Annotated in this window: 15 protein-coding genes; 2 read left to right on the forward strand and 13 right to left on the reverse strand. The window is 27.9% G+C overall.

Going from position 1 to position 17,039, the window contains the following annotated elements; genetic code table 11:
• Positions 1-165 precede the first annotated feature (165 nt).
• From ftsY to KPL38_RS04435, 9 genes are all read right to left on the reverse strand, one after another.
• Entirely contained in the window at positions 166-1,077 is a 912-nt protein-coding gene (gene ftsY, locus KPL38_RS04395; RefSeq protein WP_216287542.1) for a signal recognition particle-docking protein FtsY, read from the reverse strand.
• A 52-nt stretch (positions 1,078-1,129) separates the two neighbouring features.
• Positions 1,130-4,684, reverse strand: a complete 3,555-nt coding sequence (gene smc, locus KPL38_RS04400) for a chromosome segregation protein SMC (RefSeq protein WP_216287545.1) — start codon at positions 4,682-4,684, stop codon at positions 1,130-1,132.
• A 245-nt stretch (positions 4,685-4,929) separates the two neighbouring features.
• Positions 4,930-6,021 (reverse strand): elongator complex protein 3, encoded by a 1,092-nt coding sequence (locus tag KPL38_RS04405; protein ID WP_216287550.1) that lies wholly within the window; start codon positions 6,019-6,021, stop codon positions 4,930-4,932.
• Complete coding sequence (gene rnc / locus KPL38_RS04410; RefSeq protein WP_376769015.1) at positions 6,014-6,718, reverse strand: ribonuclease III; 705 nt, start codon at positions 6,716-6,718, stop codon at positions 6,014-6,016. The genes KPL38_RS04405 and rnc overlap by 8 nt, the downstream gene beginning before the upstream one ends.
• A 258-nt stretch (positions 6,719-6,976) precedes the next feature.
• Positions 6,977-7,210 carry an acyl carrier protein gene (gene acpP / locus KPL38_RS04415; protein ID WP_216287666.1) on the reverse strand — a complete coding sequence of 78 codons (234 nt, stop codon included), beginning with the start codon at positions 7,208-7,210 and terminating at the stop codon, positions 6,977-6,979.
• 38 nt (positions 7,211-7,248) lie between these two features.
• Positions 7,249-8,262 (reverse strand): phosphate acyltransferase PlsX, encoded by a 1,014-nt coding sequence (gene plsX / locus KPL38_RS04420; RefSeq protein WP_216287563.1) that lies wholly within the window; start codon positions 8,260-8,262, stop codon positions 7,249-7,251.
• A gap of 165 nt (positions 8,263-8,427) precedes the next feature.
• Complete coding sequence (gene rpmF, locus KPL38_RS04425; RefSeq protein ID WP_216287565.1) at positions 8,428-8,613, reverse strand: 50S ribosomal protein L32; 186 nt, start codon at positions 8,611-8,613, stop codon at positions 8,428-8,430.
• 12 nt (positions 8,614-8,625) lie between these two features.
• Positions 8,626-9,123, reverse strand: a complete 498-nt coding sequence (locus KPL38_RS04430) for a YceD family protein (protein ID WP_216287566.1) — start codon at positions 9,121-9,123, stop codon at positions 8,626-8,628.
• A 196-nt stretch (positions 9,124-9,319) separates the two neighbouring features.
• Positions 9,320-10,525, reverse strand: a complete 1,206-nt coding sequence (locus KPL38_RS04435; RefSeq protein WP_216287567.1) for an acetate kinase — start codon at positions 10,523-10,525, stop codon at positions 9,320-9,322.
• 167 nt (positions 10,526-10,692) lie between these two features.
• On the opposite strand from KPL38_RS04435, the gene KPL38_RS04440 reads away from it, so the two are divergent.
• Positions 10,693-11,916, forward strand: a complete 1,224-nt coding sequence (locus KPL38_RS04440) for a nucleotidyltransferase (protein WP_216287568.1) — start codon at positions 10,693-10,695, stop codon at positions 11,914-11,916.
• Positions 11,917-12,059: 143 nt separating this feature from the next.
• Positions 12,060-13,247 carry a dipicolinic acid transporter SpoVV gene (spoVV, locus tag KPL38_RS04445; RefSeq protein ID WP_246577807.1) on the forward strand — a complete coding sequence of 396 codons (1,188 nt, stop codon included), beginning with the start codon at positions 12,060-12,062 and terminating at the stop codon, positions 13,245-13,247.
• Here the strand turns inward: spoVV and KPL38_RS04450 are convergent.
• The 4 genes from KPL38_RS04450 to recG form a co-directional block, all read right to left on the reverse strand.
• Positions 13,230-13,754, reverse strand: a complete 525-nt coding sequence (locus KPL38_RS04450; protein ID WP_216287569.1) for an ATPase — start codon at positions 13,752-13,754, stop codon at positions 13,230-13,232. The two genes, spoVV and KPL38_RS04450, sit on opposite strands and share 18 nt — an antisense overlap.
• A gap of 11 nt (positions 13,755-13,765) precedes the next feature.
• Positions 13,766-14,248 carry a pantetheine-phosphate adenylyltransferase gene (gene coaD / locus KPL38_RS04455; protein WP_216287574.1) on the reverse strand — a complete coding sequence of 161 codons (483 nt, stop codon included), beginning with the start codon at positions 14,246-14,248 and terminating at the stop codon, positions 13,766-13,768.
• Positions 14,249-14,333: 85 nt separating this feature from the next.
• Positions 14,334-14,897 carry a 16S rRNA (guanine(966)-N(2))-methyltransferase RsmD gene (gene rsmD / locus KPL38_RS04460; RefSeq protein ID WP_216287576.1) on the reverse strand — a complete coding sequence of 188 codons (564 nt, stop codon included), beginning with the start codon at positions 14,895-14,897 and terminating at the stop codon, positions 14,334-14,336.
• Between the two features lie 77 nt (positions 14,898-14,974).
• Positions 14,975-17,011 (reverse strand): ATP-dependent DNA helicase RecG, encoded by a 2,037-nt coding sequence (gene recG / locus KPL38_RS04465; protein ID WP_216287578.1) that lies wholly within the window; start codon positions 17,009-17,011, stop codon positions 14,975-14,977.
• Positions 17,012-17,039: the final 28 nt, after the last annotated feature.

Raw genomic sequence — 17,039 nt, forward strand, 5'->3', positions numbered from 1 at the left:
AAGATGTGTTTGCTATACCCCAAAATAGGTTAAAAACGTAATAAAGCACCAGCTATTGCTGGTGCTAATAATTAAAACTTTTTGGGACATTTTCAAATTCAGTTGACAGTAGTTTTACTTAACAGGCAACATTTTTTATAAAACTTAGCAATCAATATTGGAGTTTTAAAATAAAGCTTCTACAAAATCTTTAGAATTAAACACTTGTAAATCGTTGATTCCTTCACCAATGCCTATATATTTAACAGGTATATTAAGTTGTTTTTTTATTGATATTACTACTCCGCCTTTAGCTGTGCCATCTAATTTAGTTAATATTATCCCATCAACCGGGCATGTCTCCATGAATTGTTTAGCCTGTTGCACCCCATTTTGACCTGTTGTAGCATCAATTACTAGTAACGTCTCCATAACTGCCTCACTATACTCACGCTTAATTACTCTACCGATTTTCGCTAACTCATCCATAAGATTTTTTTTATTATGAAGTCTGCCTGCCGTATCACATAGTAGAACGTCAACTTTTCTTGCTTTGGCTGCTTGAACAGCATCGAAGACTACAGCTGCAGGATCAGAACCCTCTTGATGCTTTATTAATGAAACATCAGCTCTTTTACACCAGACCTCCAATTGTTCTATTGCCGCCGCCCTGAATGTATCTGCTGCTGCAATAAGAACTTTATATTTTTCATTTTTTAAATTAAAAGCAATTTTGCCAATAGAAGTAGTTTTACCAACTCCATTAACACCAATAATTAAAATCACCTTCGGAAGTTTAAGAATTTTTTCTCCATTTTCATCATTGTCTAATATATCAATTATAACTTCTTTTAAACAAGGTATTACTTGTGCTGGTTCATTTATTTTATTGTCTTTAATATTTTTCTTAAGTTTTTCAATAATATAAATAGAAGTTTCTACACCAATATCCGCTGTAATTAATATTTCCTCTAGCTCCTCATATAATTCATCATCAATTACAATTGCCAAATTTAGTACTTCGCTAATTCTTTCAGTGATGCTATTTCTAGTCTTTGCTAATCCACCTTTTAATTTATCAAAAAATCCTCCAAACATGTATACTCCTCCTTATTTGCCTTTTATAACATAAACAATTGTTCTGAAGTATCTATTTGTTAAAATCAACAGATACTATTTTTGATACTCCTTTTTCCTCCATGGTAACGCCATATAAAACATCTCCAACTTCCATAGTTCCTTTTCTATGCGTTATTATGATGAACTGAACATTATCAGAAAATCTTTTTAAAAATTCCGCATATCTAACTACATTTGCATCGTCAAGTGCTGCCTCTATTTCATCCAAAATACAAAATGGTGTAGGTTTCATTTTTAATATAGCAAATAATAATGCAATTGCTGATAGAACTTTTTCCCCTCCAGACATTAAATTTATATTTTGGAGTTTCTTCCCTGGTGGTTCAACGTTAATATCAATCTTTGCTGTAAGTTCATCTCCTTCTGTAAGTATTAAATCTGCACTTCCACCTTTAAATAACTCTGTGAATGTATCATTAAAATTTTGTCTTAATATAACAAAACTATCTGCAAATAATTTTTTCATTTTTTCAGTCATTTCATGTATTACGGTTAATAATTCATTTTTAGCAAGTACTAAATCCTCTTTTTGACCATTCATAAAAGTGAATTTATCTTTAACTTCTTTATACTCTTCAATAGCACTTACATTTATCTTACCGAGCATGGATATTTCACTTTTTAGTTTTCCTATTTCATTTTTAAGTTTATCAATATCCTTAATCTCATGTTTAAATTGTAATGCTTCTGCAAAAGTTAGCTCAAAATCCTTATTCAATTTATCGTAGTAAGTTTCCTTCTCCATTTCCACTTTTGCAATAGATAGTTCACAATTATATGAATTTTTCTCGATTTTTTCAAGAGTTAGTGTAACATCTTCTAACTGTTGTCCATTTATTTTAATATGGTCTTTAATTTTAATCCTTTTAACTTCGTTATCTTCAAAACTTTTTTCCATACTTTTTAATCTATCGTTTGTCTCGCTTATTTTATTATGTTTACTTTTAATTGATAATTCACTTATGTTCTTATTTTTCATAGATTCTTTTATTTCATTAGAAAATACAATTATCTTATCATTGTATACAAGCATTTCATCATTTAATCTTTGAATTTCAGATTGTTTATTATTTATTGTTTCATCAATTTTAGCTTTTTTTATTTTAGTATTATTAATTAATTCCTTTATTTCTTCAATTTCTAATAATTTATCTTTTAATTTATAATTAACTTCATTGATACTTTGCTGTATATCATTTTTTGATAATGTATATTTAGCAACAGCTGTATTTTTATCTTCAATTTCTTTATTTTCTTTGTCAATTTTACTATTTTCCAATTTTTTTTCATTTTGTAAATTATTCATGTTGTCTTTTAATCTCTTAATTTCAGTGCCAATTGCTTTTAGTTTAGCTTCCATTTTAACAACTTCAATATTTTTCGAATGAACTTTATTCATTAAATTTACGTTTTCTTCATCTAATTTTATAATTGCCAACTTACTCTTTTTAGTTTTTTCTAAATCGTTAAGTAATTCATTTTTTAATACATCTAAATTCTTAGACAAATCTTTTATTTGTCTTTTTCTTCCAATTATACTTGTAGTTTTTGTATATATACTTCCTCCAGTTAATGAACCACCAACATTAATTATTTCTCCAGATAATGTAACAAGTCTAATATGGAAATTATTAATTTTAGCTATTTTCAATGCTGAGTCCATATCTTTACAAATAATTGTCCTTCCTAGTATAAATGCTATAACTTCACTAAACTTATCATCATAACCTATTAGTTCACTAGCAATTCCAACGTACCCTGAACTATTTTTAGTTCTATTATCCACTATAAGCTTTTTGCCTTTAATAATGTTTAAAGGTAAAAAGGTAGCTCTGCCAAGATTGTTTTTCTTCAAATAACTAATTAATAATTTCGCTACGATTTCATCTTTAGTTATTATATGTGATATATTACCACCCAAAGCAATTTCTACAGCTACCTCTAAGTTCTTTTCAACCTTTATAATTTCTCCAACTACAAAACACTCGTGAATATTGCCTACTCGCCCTTCATTAACATGTTGCATTAAATTTTTTACTGATCTATTATACCCCTCATGTTTCTTTTCTAAATTAGTTAAAATATTAAAATTAGCTTCAGTTTTATTGATTTCATAATTACAACTTTTCATTGAGATTTCATCATCATTTAAGAGATGTTGAAACTTCAAATTTTCATTTCTATTTTCATTAACATTTTTTTGATAATTAACTATCATGGTTTTAATTTCTTCCATCTGATTTTCAAACAATGTTTTTGAAGTTACATTAGTTTTTATTAGACTACAAAAATCTTTAATATCATTTTCCATTGTGTTTACTCTTGTTTTAGTTATATTTATATTATTATTTAGAATTAATAATCTATTTGTAGCTTCAATAGTTAATTTATAATTGTTTTGTCGCTCTTGTTCAAAGTTTGTTGCTTCAGAGCTTTCAATTGACATATTATCTTGAATATTTTTGATTTTTGTTTCCCTATTTTTAATTTTTTCTACTATTTCCATTTGGGTTTTCATTATAATATTTAAAGAGTTTTCTGACTCATCTATTTTATCTTTAAATTTCAACGCATTTTTATGAATAATGTCGCTTTCTTTAGATGTTTTATCAATTTCTTTTTCCAAATTTCCTATTCTTTCATTTAAAATGTCTATTTCAGAATTGTTGTTTTGATAAATTAATTTATTGTCATAATATACTTGCTTTTCTTCCTGATTCTTGGTTTCAAATCTTTCAAATTTGCTGTTCCAATCTAGGGCATCCTTTTTAAGCTGTTTTTTTACCTCAGTACTTTTTATAATTTCATCCTTTAATTTGTCACATTCTATATGTAATCTTTTATTTTTTTCTTCTACTTTATATATAGAATCAATTATTATGCTAACCTCTTTGCCTTTAAGTTCTTCAAAAAAAGCTATAAACTTTTTTGCCTTTTGGCTTTCATTCATTAATGGCTCTAATCTTTCCTCATAAGTACCTAAAATATCTTTTATTCTAATTAGATTTTGATCAGTGCTATCTAACCTCTTTTCTGCTTCCTCTTTTCTCGTCTTAAACTTTACGATTCCAGCAGCCTCTTCAAACAGTTTTCTTCTTTCTTCTGCTTTCCCACTCAAAATAGCATCAATTTTACCTTGACCAATAATTGAATACCCTTCTTTTCCAATACCAGTATCCATAAAAAGTTGTTGAACATCTTTTAACCTACAGCATGTATTATTTATTAAATATTCACTTTCCCCTGAACGATATAATCTTCTTGATATCGTGACATCAGAATAATCTATATCCAACTCACTTTCACTATTATCCAAAGTTAGTGAAACCTGAGCAAGACCCACTGGCTTTCTAAATTGTGTGCCTGCAAATATAACATCTTCCATTTTGTCGCCTCTTAAACTACGTGCACTCTGTTCACCAAGCACCCATCTAACAGCATCAGATATATTGCTTTTGCCACTACCATTAGGCCCCACAACAGCTGTGATTCCCTTTTTAAAGGTTAATTCCGTTTTATCTGCAAAGGATTTAAATCCTCTTATTTCAATAGATTTTAAAAACATTGAAACACTCTCCTATTTTACCTTAAAATAACATTGGTAAAGCAAACCCTATAACAAAAATCACAACTATGCCATAAATTAATACTCGTGTATATATATCTCTTTTTTTTCTATTCATAATTCACCTCATATTATTATTTTTTATACTCTTTTAAATAAATAAAGTATATATTACTTCAATTCGTACTACGTAATATATACTTTGTTTAACTTGTTAAATCTTAATATATTATTTATATAATATATTAACACATTTCTTTATACTTAATGTACACATAATCGTATATAGTCATTCTAATACATTTTTCTTCTATAAATATATTAATACTACCACGATTAATTGTGTCGTCTTGCAATATTTCTATTGAAACTGTTTTTATTTGTTTTTTCATATTATAAAAAAAGCTTTTACCATTTGCATAAAGTTTTGAAATGTCCTTTGGGTTTATTTTAACTAAAACTTTATTAAATGATATAGATTTTTTTAAATTTTCACTTATAACATCATATAATAATTCATTATATATACTGCCTTCAACTAATTCGCCAAATGCAGGATGAAATGGTCCTGCAACCAAATCATGACCTACTGAGATTTCCTCAGTAGGTTGTAACCCTACTCTAATAACATTTATTTGGTTGGCAACCATCATAATATAAATAATTTTACTTATGTTTACCGCTTCACTTAAAGAATATGGTTTGAATTTTCGCTGTTTATACATTTTTTCCATCTGTGTATCTTTTATTACAAGAGTCGGATATATTCGACAAATATCTGGTTTAAGATCAATTACTCTTTTAGATGTCTCAATATCTTTATCTATATTGTCTCCTGGAAGCCCTATCATAATTTGATGTCCTAAAACAAACCCATACTGCTTTATAAGTTTTGATGCTTTCTCCACATCAAGTGCCGTATGCCCTCTACCTGATTTTAGCAGTACCTCTTCATCCATTGATTGCACTCCAAGTTCTATAATATCTACAGAATATTTTTTTAGGTTTTGTAATATATTATCATCTATATAATCCGGTCTTGTAGATAATCTAATAAAATCTATTTTGTTATTATCTTTAAACATCTTGGCAACAGTTAAAAGTTCTATCTGCTTTTCCATTTTTATGGCAGTGAATGTTCCTCCAAAAAAAGATACCTCAATAACAGCATTTTCACTGTTTATTGTCTGTAAATATTCATTTACTGTTTTCTCAACATACATGGCATCAACCTTCATTGATGTACCTGTTATGCTATTTTGATTACAAAATACACACTCATGTGGACAACCTTCATGTGGAACAAAAATAGGAATAATATAATGCAAGTTACTCATGCACTCCCACCTGATTGTCTATAACTTCTTTGGCCGCATTTTGCTCTGCTTCTTTTTTACTAAAGCCTTTTCCTGTTCCTTTTATAACATCATTTATTAACACATTAACAAAAAACTTTCTTTTATGAGGAGGTCCTTCAAATTTTACAAGTTCATAATGTATATTCACTTCTCCATTTTGCTGAAATATCTCTTGAAGTTTAGTCTTATAATCTAAAATCATCTCATTACTAATTGCTTTCTCTATAATTTCTTTAAAATTAGTAAGTATGAATGAATTAGAGTATTCTATTCCTTTGTCTAAATATACTGCAGCAAGAACTGCTTCAACACAATCAGCTAAAATTGAAACTCTATTTCTCCCACCAGTAATTTCTTCACCTTTGCTCATATTCATATACATTCCTAGTTCCCAACCATTTGCAATATCACACAGTGAATTTTCACAAACAATTAAAGATCTAATTTTAGTTAAATATCCTTCAGGCTTTTCAGTAAAACGGCTAAATAAATATTCTGATATCACAAGTTGTAACACAGAATCACCCAAAAACTCAAGTCTCTCATTAAAAACAACCTTTTTTTTCTGATTTGCATATGAGCTATGAGTAATTGCATTTTTTAATAGTTCTTTATTACTAAAATTTAATTTTAATTTTTTTTCAAGGTTCTGTAATTTTATATCATTATTCATAATCTAATCATTACTCCTTTTCGGAAGTTTATTTAAATATATCTCATCATCTATTATATTGTTTTAAATTTTTTTGTAATTATTTGAAATTTTCTTCAAGTTTATTATTCAATTTACTTTTATATTCTATATAAAGTTTATATTTCACATAAAATGATCTGCTTAGTAATTCTTTTATAAAATTTCAAAAAGTAAATTCAAAAAGTAAATTCAAAAATAAGTTTGAAAAATTAAATGCTCAACCCTTTTAAACTACCTGTATTATACCTCTGAACGTGCTTTAACATATTCTACTATATCTCCAACAGTAACAATTTTCTCAACTTCTTCATCAGGAATTTCTATATCATACTTCTCTTCAAGTGCCATAATTAATTCTACAATATCAAGAGAATCTGCTCCTAAATCATTAACAAAAGATGATTCCATTTTTATTTCTTCTTCATCTATACCTAGTTGTGATGCTATACATTCTCTAATTTTTTCAAACATAATACTTCACCTCCTTAATTTCATATGATTAATAAAAACAACTAATTTATGTTCTTTTCCTCAGCAGATAGTTTTTCAATTTCCTTTTTTAATTTATCTATAACCTTATTATCATAAAATATTTTAGCCTGTTTAATTGCATTTTTAAAAGCTTTGGCATCTGAACTTCCATGAGCTTTTATGCAAATACCATTTACTCCTAAAAATGCAGCCCCACCGTATTCTTTATAATCGAAATCCTTTTTAAACTTTCTAAATACTGGTTTTAATAAAATTCCTCCAAGTTTAGTTCTGAAAGATTCCATTATTCTAATTTTTAATAGCTCAAATATATTTGCAACTGCGCCCTCATATAATTTTAAAATTACATTCCCTGTAAATCCGTCACAAACTATAACATTAACGTCTCCTTTTGGTATATCTCTAGCTTCCACGTTCCCTACAAAATTTAAATTTGCTTCTTTTAGTAATTTATGAGTAGATTTTGAAAGTTCATTGCCCTTTTCTTCTTCAGCTCCTATATTTACAAGCCCTACAGATGGATTAGCAATTTTTAAAATATTTTCAAAATATATTTTTCCCATAATTCCAAATTGAAGTAAATAATGAGGTTTACATTCTGCATTTGCCCCACAATCAATTATCATAAAAGGATTTTTTTTACCTGGAACTACAGGTGCTAATGCAGGTCTATCAATTCCTTTTATTCTTCCTACTATAAGTGTACATCCAGCTAAAAAAGCGCCAGTGCTTCCAGCAGAAATTATAGCATCAGCCTCCCCATTTTTCACAAGGTTTAAAGCTTTTACTAAACTAGAATCCTTTTTTCGTTTAATAGCAATTACTGGATGTTCATTTGTAGAAATAACTTCTTTTGCGTCTACAATTTTTATTTTATTAGACTCATAATTATATTTTTTTAGTTCTTGTCTAATTAAATTCTCAGGTCCAGTTATTAATATGCTTATATCATATTCTTTTATAGCTGCAACACAACCTTCAACAACAGCACTTGGAGAAAAATCTCCACCCATTCCATCTACAACAACTACCATCTTAAGCCCTCACTTTGTATGTGCCTTATTTATTTGTTCATTTATATTATATACCATATTGTTTAAATCTCTAGTATTAATAATGGAAGAATACAAATATAATTATATCTTTACGATATAATTGCATTTAGAAATAAAAAAAAGAAAGTCTTTCGACTTTCCTTTTTATTTTTGTTCCATTGAAACAACTTCTCTATTTTTGTAATATCCACAACTTTTACATACTCTGTGAGCAAGTTTCATTTCGTGGCATTGAGGACACTCAACTATTCCTGGTAAACCAAGTTGAAAAGTTTGTGCTCTTCTTCTATCTCTTCTACCTTTAGAAAATTTTCTGGCAGGATTTCCCATTGTAACACCTCCTTAATCAGTTGAAAACAAATTTTTTAATTGTGCCAACCTTGGATCAACATCATCAACCTTACAATTACATGTATTTTGATTTAAATTGATTCCACACTGATGGCATAAGCCTTTACAATCTTTATTACAAAGTTTTTTTATAGGCAAAATAGAAATGATATTATTTTCCACAATTTCATTTAAATCTAATCTATCATTTTCAATAAAAATGGTATCCTCATCTTCACTCTTAAGAGTTTTAGACAATTTTTCATTTAAATTAACATTTATTGAATAAGAAAAGGTCTCAAGACACCTAGAACAAGTAAGTAATAGTTCTGTATCAATATTTCCAGTTAACTCAATATCATTCCCAATATGGTTAAAAATCAAATGCAATTTAACTGGTTTAGAAAATTGTATTAATTCATTGTCATAGCAAAACTTAGCTTTTTCTAAATTTAAATCAATTTCTTTTCTTGCTTTTTTATTAAACATCTCTGAAACATCTATTATCATACCATCCACTCTGAAAAACCAAATGTTATTTAGTTTTATCTCATATAAAGAAAATCTTTATATCTTGTATAAATAAATTATACAGCTCGAGCAAAGCCTCTGCGTCCCTCCCAACTAAATTGTTTTTTACTAACATCAAACACAGTTTATTATATAAATAATTCAGTAAAAAGTCAAGATTTATTTATCATAAAAATTAGCAATAATTTTTATTTATAAGTTTTATGGTGTCTCTTGCTATTACTAATTCTTCATTTGTTTGTATAACTAATATTTTAATTCTTGAATTATCTGTACTTATTTCTGCGTCTTTTCCTGTAACATTATTTTTAATATTATCTATAAAAGCCCCCAGAAATCCTAATCCATTGCATATCTTAGCTCTTGTTCGTGGAGAATTTTCACCAAGACCTGCCGTAAATATAATTCCATCTACTCCACCCATAGCCGCGCTATAAGCACCTATAAACGTTTTAACTTTATAGCAGAATATATCAATTGCAAGTTGAGCTCTTTTATTTTTATCTTTCATTGCAGCTACTTCTACATCTCTAAAATCACTGCTTACACCTGAAACTCCTAGAATACCTGATTTTCTATTCATTATATCACTTGCCTGCTCAATTGTTAAATTTAATTCTTTCATTATATAAGTTAATATCGCTGGATCTATACTTCCGCATCTAGTTCCCATAGCTACTCCTTCAAGTGGAGTAAAACCCATACTTGTTTCTACTGATTCACCATTTTTTATAGCACAAATACTTGCTCCATTTCCTAAATGACAAGTAATTAACTTTAATTTTTTTATGTCTTTGCCCATAATTTCCGCTGCTCTAGCTGACACAAATTCATGAGACATCCCATGAAATCCATATTTTCTAATTCCAAGTTCTGTGTAAAGTTTATATGGGAGTGGGTATATATACGCAAATTCTGGCATTGTTTGATGAAAAGCGGTATCAAATACAGCAGCCATTGTCGTATCTGGCATTAGTATGCTACAAGCATTAATTCCATCCATATTGGCAGGGTTATGAAGTGGTGCTAGTTTTACACATTCTTCTAACCCTTTCATTACTTCTTCATTAATTATAACTGATTTTGCATATTTTTCTCCACCATGAACTACTCTATGTCCCACTGCACTTATTTCTGATAAATCTTTAATAATACCATACTTCACATCTAAAAGTGCTTCAATTATTAATCTTATAGCATCTTTATGATCTTTTATTAACTCCTTGATAATATATTGTTTACCATTGACACTTTGAGTTAAGCTTGATCCATCTAATGCTATTCTTTCCACTAACCCTTGTGCTAACGATTCATCATTATCCATGTTTATTAACCTATACTTAAGTGATGAGCTCCCACAATTTATAACTAATACCTTCATTACATCCCTCCAAATCTATATATTTTTATTGTTTTTTGTTTTTTATTAAATATATATGCTTTTATTAGTTAACTCTATATTATATAATATATATAATATATGGTTAATTGGCACGTTTTAAAAAATTTATTAAACCATATTAATATAATCCTACACGAGGTGATTAAATGAATATAACTGGCATTATTGTTGAGTATAATCCACTACATAACGGTCATGTATATCATATTAATAAAACAAAAGAACTTACTAACTGTGATGTCTTAGTTGGTGTTATGAGTGGTAATTTTGCTCAAAGGGGAATTCCATCTAGTATAGACAAATGGACGAAAACTAAAATGGCACTAGACAATGGGGTAGATTTAGTAATTGAGTTACCCACTGTTTACAGTGTATCCTCTGCAGAATTTTTTTCATATGGTGCTGTGAGTCTTCTTAATAGCCTAGGAATAATTGATAATATATGTTTTGGTAGTGAACATGGAAATATCGATAACATATATAACATTGCTAATATATTACTTAAAGAACCAATTGATTTTAAAACAAAATTAAAGAACTATTTATCTCTTGGCATTGTTTACCCATTAGCAAGAGATAAAGCACTTAATGATTATATAAAAAATTCAAACATAAACATATCAGACCTTCCGTTAAGTGATTTTTTAAATTCCTCTAATAATATACTAGGTATAGAGTATTGTAAAAGTTTAATTAAATTAAATAGTTCTATTATGCCCTATACATTAAAAAGAAAAGGTGATTCTTATAACAATAATCTTTTAAATAATGAATTTTCAAGTTCTACAGCTATAAGAAAATTTATGAAAGAAAATGGTTCTTTAACTAAACTTACTGATTATATCCCCATATCAGTATTAACTAATATCCAAAGCTTATATTCGAAAAATTGTAAATTTACAACTGAGGATGGTATGTTTCCATACATCAAATATAAATCTGCTACCTCCAAAAACACTTTAGTAAATTTACCAGATGCATCTGAAGGGCTGGATAATAGGATCATTAAATGTTTACAAAACAATTTAAACTACAAAAACGCTTTAGATGATATAAAGAGCAAACGGTATACTTATACCCGAATCAGTAGAATATTATGTCAATATTTTATAGGCTTTGATAATTTTAACACTGAAAAATTAAGATCATTGCCTTGTCCTTATGCAAGAGTTCTAGGCTTTAACTCAAATGGTAAGTCTATTCTAAAATCAATAAAATCAAACAGTAACATTCCGCTTTATACTAAACTCCCCAAAGAATGCACCGAGACTCTACAATTAGATTTGCAGTCTACAAAGGCTTACAGCATAATAAATAGCAATACCTCTTATAATAGCGATTATTTAATTTCTCCTATAATCATAGATTAAAAATAAATGCTACTATCATTTTATGATAGTAGCATTTATTTATTTATTTATTTATTTATTTATTTATTTTATTGTTTCGAATACATAAGTTTATGAAAATTAAAATATATTTAATATAGTAATACTTTTTAAGGGGGATAACATTGAAATTGTTATTAACAATATCATTAATTTTTATAATATTATTATTGTTTAAACTATTTAAAACATTAAAAATCAATCTATCTATAACATTAATTTGTTCTCTTATTATCATTCAAATAATATTAACACCAAATGTGTGCATCAAATACACTATTTCAGGTACTAAATTATTTTCCAATGCAATATTCCCTTCACTTTTTCCGTTTTTAGTTATCATAAACATTATAATAAGCTATAATGGCATTCATATTTATTCTAAATTACTTGGGAATATAATTTGTAAGCCTTTAAAACTTACAAAAGAATGTAATTTTGCACTATTAGTTAGTGTCCTATGTGGTTATCCTTTAGGTGCACGCTACTCTTGTGATTTATATGAAAAAAACATAATTGATGTAAATACATGTGAAAGATTACTAAATATCGCATCTAATGCAAGCCCTTTATTTATTATAGGTTCAGTCGGCACATCCATGATGTTTAATAGCACAATTGGTTATATTCTATTACTATCTAATATTTTATCTTGTATAATTATGGGCTTTATTATTCCGTCAAAAAAATCTTCCTTTAAAATGAATTATAGAAGCAATAATATTGTTGATAAGAAACAAACAAATACAAACATCGGTAAAGTCTTAAAAATAAGCATTGAAGATGCAATAAAGAATTCCTTAAATATAGGTGGTTTTATCATTGTATTCTCTGTTATAACAGGAATGATTAAAGACAATGTCATATTTCACATTGTCCTTAGTAAATTAGCTTTAATTATAGGATGTTCTAGTAATTTTATAGAAGGTATATTACTCGGAATGCTTGAGATGACTAATGGATGTTATTTAATATCCTCTAGTAATTCTGATCTTTATGTAACACTTCCAGTTTTAAGTTTTCTAATTGCATTTAGCGGTTTATCTATTATTTCACAAGTTTATAGCTATACTTATAAATATAATTTTTCTTTAAAAAAATATATTGCCCGAAAGTTTATTCAAGCCATAATTTCTTCAATTATAACCATAATTTTATATTTTGTTTTTTTACATACCTCATCTGTTTTTGCTTTTAATAATATTAGTATATATAAAAGCAGTAATTTATACTTAATAATATTAATAATATTATTTATTCCATTTATTCCATTAATTTTAACAAATATAATTAAATTATTTCATACCTCTTAGTTCCTTAACATTTTCTCTAATTGAAGTTGTAGTATCCGTAACTTCCCCTTGCAAAGATATTAGGAAATCTTGTACATCGCCTTTAATTTTATGAATCATTTTTTGACCTTTTAGTTCAATTTCTTTATCTAATTGGGACAATATTTCATCTGCATAGTCTTTTGCCCCAAGTCTCATTATTTTAGCATCTCTTTGAGCTGAAGCAACGATTTCTTCAGAACGTGTTTGTGCCTCTTTAACTAAGTCTTGCTTTTCAACTCTTCTTCTTATTTTATCTATGGTTTCTTCTTCAAAATTTTTAGCTTGTCTTTTTGCGTCAACTAAAATTCTCTCTTTTTCATCGCAAATCCACTGTGCTTTCTTGAACTCATCTGGCAAGTGATTCATAATTTGATCAATTACATCTAATATTTCTTTTTTATTTATAACTATCTTGCCTGTAACAGGTATTTTAGATGAGCTCTCAACAATCCCTTGAAGGTATTCTAAAAGCTTTATAACATCCATATTTCACACCCCTATTTTGAATTAATTTTTCTAATAATATCTGGTATAATTTGTTCAGGTACCAATCCTTTAATACATCCGCCAAGCATTGCTACTTGTTTAACCGAAGAAGAACTTAGATAACAATATTTTGCCTTTGTCATCATAAATACAGTTTCCTTACTTGGATCCAACTTGTTATTTAGTGATGCCATTTGAAATTCATATTCAAAATCTGAAATACTTCTAAGTCCTTTTAAAATTACCCCCGCACCCTCTTTATTCATTAATTCAATAAGTAAGCCACTAAATTTTTTTACGCGTACATTGGGTAAATTTTTAACCACATTCTTTATTTGTTCTACTCTTTCATCTACAGTAAATAGAGATACCTTTTCTGGATTAACAAGTACTCCTACGATTAATTCCTCAAAAACTTTAGAGGTCCTCTTTATTATATCTAAATGTCCATTTGTTATTGGATCAAAACTTCCAGGGAAAATTGCCTTTTTCATGTTATTCCTCCATGTTTTTCTGTGGGGTAAATAACAACTATAATTGCTATTTACCATGTATTTTATTTGGTGTAGCTAATAATGTTTAATTATTAGCTACACCAAATTCATAAAACAATACAGTTGTATTACCATATTTCCTTGAATCTGAAAGATGAATAATACTATTTCCTTTATATATTTCTTCACTAGAATCTATTTTGCAAACAATAATTCCATCTTTGCTTAAAAGATTATTGCTGGCAATAATTTCAATAGCAGGTGGAATCATATCTTTAGCATATGGTGGGTCTATAAAAATTATATCAAACACAATTCCTTCATTCGCAAACTGCTCCATATATTTGTATGTATCACCTTTTAAGCATTTACATTTTTTATTAAATTTTAGATTATCTACATTTTTTTGTAGCATTTCAAAAGTAGTATCACCCATATCAATTAAATAGCACATAGAAGCACCCCTGCTTGCTGCCTCAAGGCCTAAGCTTCCAGTACCTGAGAACATATCTACTACTACTGCATTACGTGTTCTATTCTGAATTATATTAAATATTGATTCTTTAATTCTATCCAATGTAGGTCTTGTTCCCATACCTACAGGTGACAATATCTTTCTACCTCTTGCATTTCCTGCAATAATTCTCATATGTATATTCCTCCATTTAAGCAAGTTTCGATAATATTTTAACATAAATATATAATTTATACAAAGAAATTTTGCTCTTAATTAAAACAAATATAGCTAGAACTTTTCTCTATTTTTTCTATTATTTCATCCTTTAGTCTCATGTCTTCTATATTATCACTTTGTATTAATTGTTTTGCTTCTTTATTTGCAAGTTTTAAAATATCAATATCTTCAATTACATCTGCTAAAATTAGACCTGATTCACCATGCTGTTTTATGCCAAATAATTCTCCTGCACCTCTTGTTTTTAAATCTTCTTCAGCAATGTAAAACCCATCATTACTTTTTATAAGTACTTCTAATCTTCTTCTAACTATTTTATTTTTAATATTAGCTAGCAATATACAATAGGACTTATACTGTCCTCTTCCTACTCTTCCCCTAAGCTGATGTAGTTGCGCAAGTCCAAACCTTTCTGAGTTTTCTATTATCATAACAGTTGCATTTGGTACATTTACTCCAACTTCAATTACTGTAGTTGATATTAATGCTTTAATCTCACCAGATTTAAACTTATCCATAATTTCATTTTTAAGTTTGCTAGGCATCTTACCATATATCATTCCTATTTCAATAAATTTAAATTGTCCTTTTTTTAACTTCTCATAAAGCATCTCTACAGAACTTAACTTCATTTCTTCATTTTCAACAACAAGTGGACAAACAATGTATACCTGTCGTCCCTTCATAATTTCTTTTATTGCAAACTCATAAACCTTTGAGCTAGAACCCATGCTTTCGTATGATGTGTCAATTTTTTGCCTACCTGGTGGTAATTCATCTATTATAGATACATCTAAATCACCATACAAATATAAAGATAGTGTTCTTGGAATTGGAGTTGCTGTCATTACAAGAATATCAATGTTTTTGCCTTTATTAGAAAATCTATTTCTTTGTGATACTCCAAATCGATGTTGCTCATCAGTAACAATCATTCCTAGGTTATTAAATTCTACATTATCTTCAATAAGCGCATGGGTTCCAACAACAATATCAATAACTCCATTTTTTAACTCCTGTTTGATTAATTGTTTGTTCTTAGGTGTTGTACTCCCACTTAATATTTGTATATTTAATGAAAAATTTTTTAATACATTTTGAATTTCTTCGTAATGCTGCTTTGCTAAAATTTCAGTTGGTGCCATTAGCGCTGCTTGATACCCATTTTTAACAACATTAAACATAGTAATTATAGCGACTATAGTTTTACCGCTTCCAACATCACCTTGAAGCAATCGATTCATAGCTTTGTCTCTCTTTTGATCTATTAAAATTTCCCTTACAACTTTACTTTGTGCCTTTGTAAGCTCAAACGGAAGTTGCTGCTTTAATACTATAAGTTCCGGAGCTATTTTAAATTGGATACCAGCATTATGATCTTTCATAAACTCTTTTAGCATTAATATTTTCAATGAATACGTAAATAGCTCCTGAAATTTAAGTCTTTTTTTTGATTTATTAAGAAGCTCTATATTTTTAGGACTATGTATATTATGTGTAGCATCGCTTAAAGAACAAAAACAATATTTTTTCACAATCCATTCAGGTAAATTGTCTACTATTTCAATATTACAGAGGACATCCGAAATTATTTTATTAAAAAAATTATTTGTAACATTCTTTTTAATAGGGTACTTAGCAATAATTTTGTTAGTGTCCATTGATGTATTCTTTACTATTTTAGGATTCATAATTGTTATTTCGTTCTTAAATATATTAACCTTACCTGTAATAATATATTTACTCGATATTTTAAAACTATTTTTTGCATACATTTGATTAAACCATTTGCCTTTAAATTTATTATCACCTTGGCAAAAAACTATAGTAGAAAGTGTTTTATTATTTTTTAATCTAATATCTCTTAGTATATTTAAAACAGAGCATTCTACAATAACTTTTTCACCGTCCATGCACTCGAGAACGCTTTTGTGAACAGATATATTTTCATAATCTCGAGGAAAGTATAATAGTAAATCTAACACATTAAAAATACCACATTTATTCAAGTTCTCTGCCATTTTAGGCCCAACACCCTTTATATATTTAATATCACTATAAGTATTCACTAATACCACTCCAAGAAAAAAAATTTAA

The organism is Clostridium psychrophilum (genome assembly GCF_018861705.1).
Taxonomy (GTDB): Bacteria; Bacillota; Clostridia; order Clostridiales; family Clostridiaceae; genus Clostridium_AD; species Clostridium_AD psychrophilum.

Excerpts from the sequence above, each read along its gene's own strand:
- ftsY (WP_216287542.1), bottom strand. The coding sequence starts at position 1,077 with ATGTTTGGAGGATTTTTTGATAAATTAAAAGGTGGATTAGCAAAGACT.
- smc (WP_216287545.1), bottom strand. The coding sequence starts at position 4,684 with ATGTTTTTAAAATCTATTGAAATAAGAGGATTTAAATCCTTTGCAGAT.
- KPL38_RS04405 (WP_216287550.1), bottom strand. The coding sequence starts at position 6,021 with ATGAGTAACTTGCATTATATTATTCCTATTTTTGTTCCACATGAAGGT.
- plsX (WP_216287563.1), bottom strand. The coding sequence starts at position 8,262 with ATGGTAGTTGTTGTAGATGGAATGGGTGGAGATTTTTCTCCAAGTGCT.
- rpmF (WP_216287565.1), bottom strand. The coding sequence starts at position 8,613 with ATGGGAAATCCTGCCAGAAAATTTTCTAAAGGTAGAAGAGATAGAAGA.
- KPL38_RS04430 (WP_216287566.1), bottom strand. The coding sequence starts at position 9,123 with ATGATAATAGATGTTTCAGAGATGTTTAATAAAAAAGCAAGAAAAGAA.
- KPL38_RS04435 (WP_216287567.1), bottom strand. The coding sequence starts at position 10,525 with ATGAAGGTATTAGTTATAAATTGTGGGAGCTCATCACTTAAGTATAGG.
- KPL38_RS04440 (WP_216287568.1), top strand. The coding sequence starts at position 10,693 with ATGAATATAACTGGCATTATTGTTGAGTATAATCCACTACATAACGGT.
- KPL38_RS04450 (WP_216287569.1), bottom strand. The coding sequence starts at position 13,754 with ATGGATGTTATAAAGCTTTTAGAATACCTTCAAGGGATTGTTGAGAGC.
- coaD (WP_216287574.1), bottom strand. The coding sequence starts at position 14,248 with ATGAAAAAGGCAATTTTCCCTGGAAGTTTTGATCCAATAACAAATGGA.
- rsmD (WP_216287576.1), bottom strand. The coding sequence starts at position 14,897 with ATGAGAATTATTGCAGGAAATGCAAGAGGTAGAAAGATATTGTCACCT.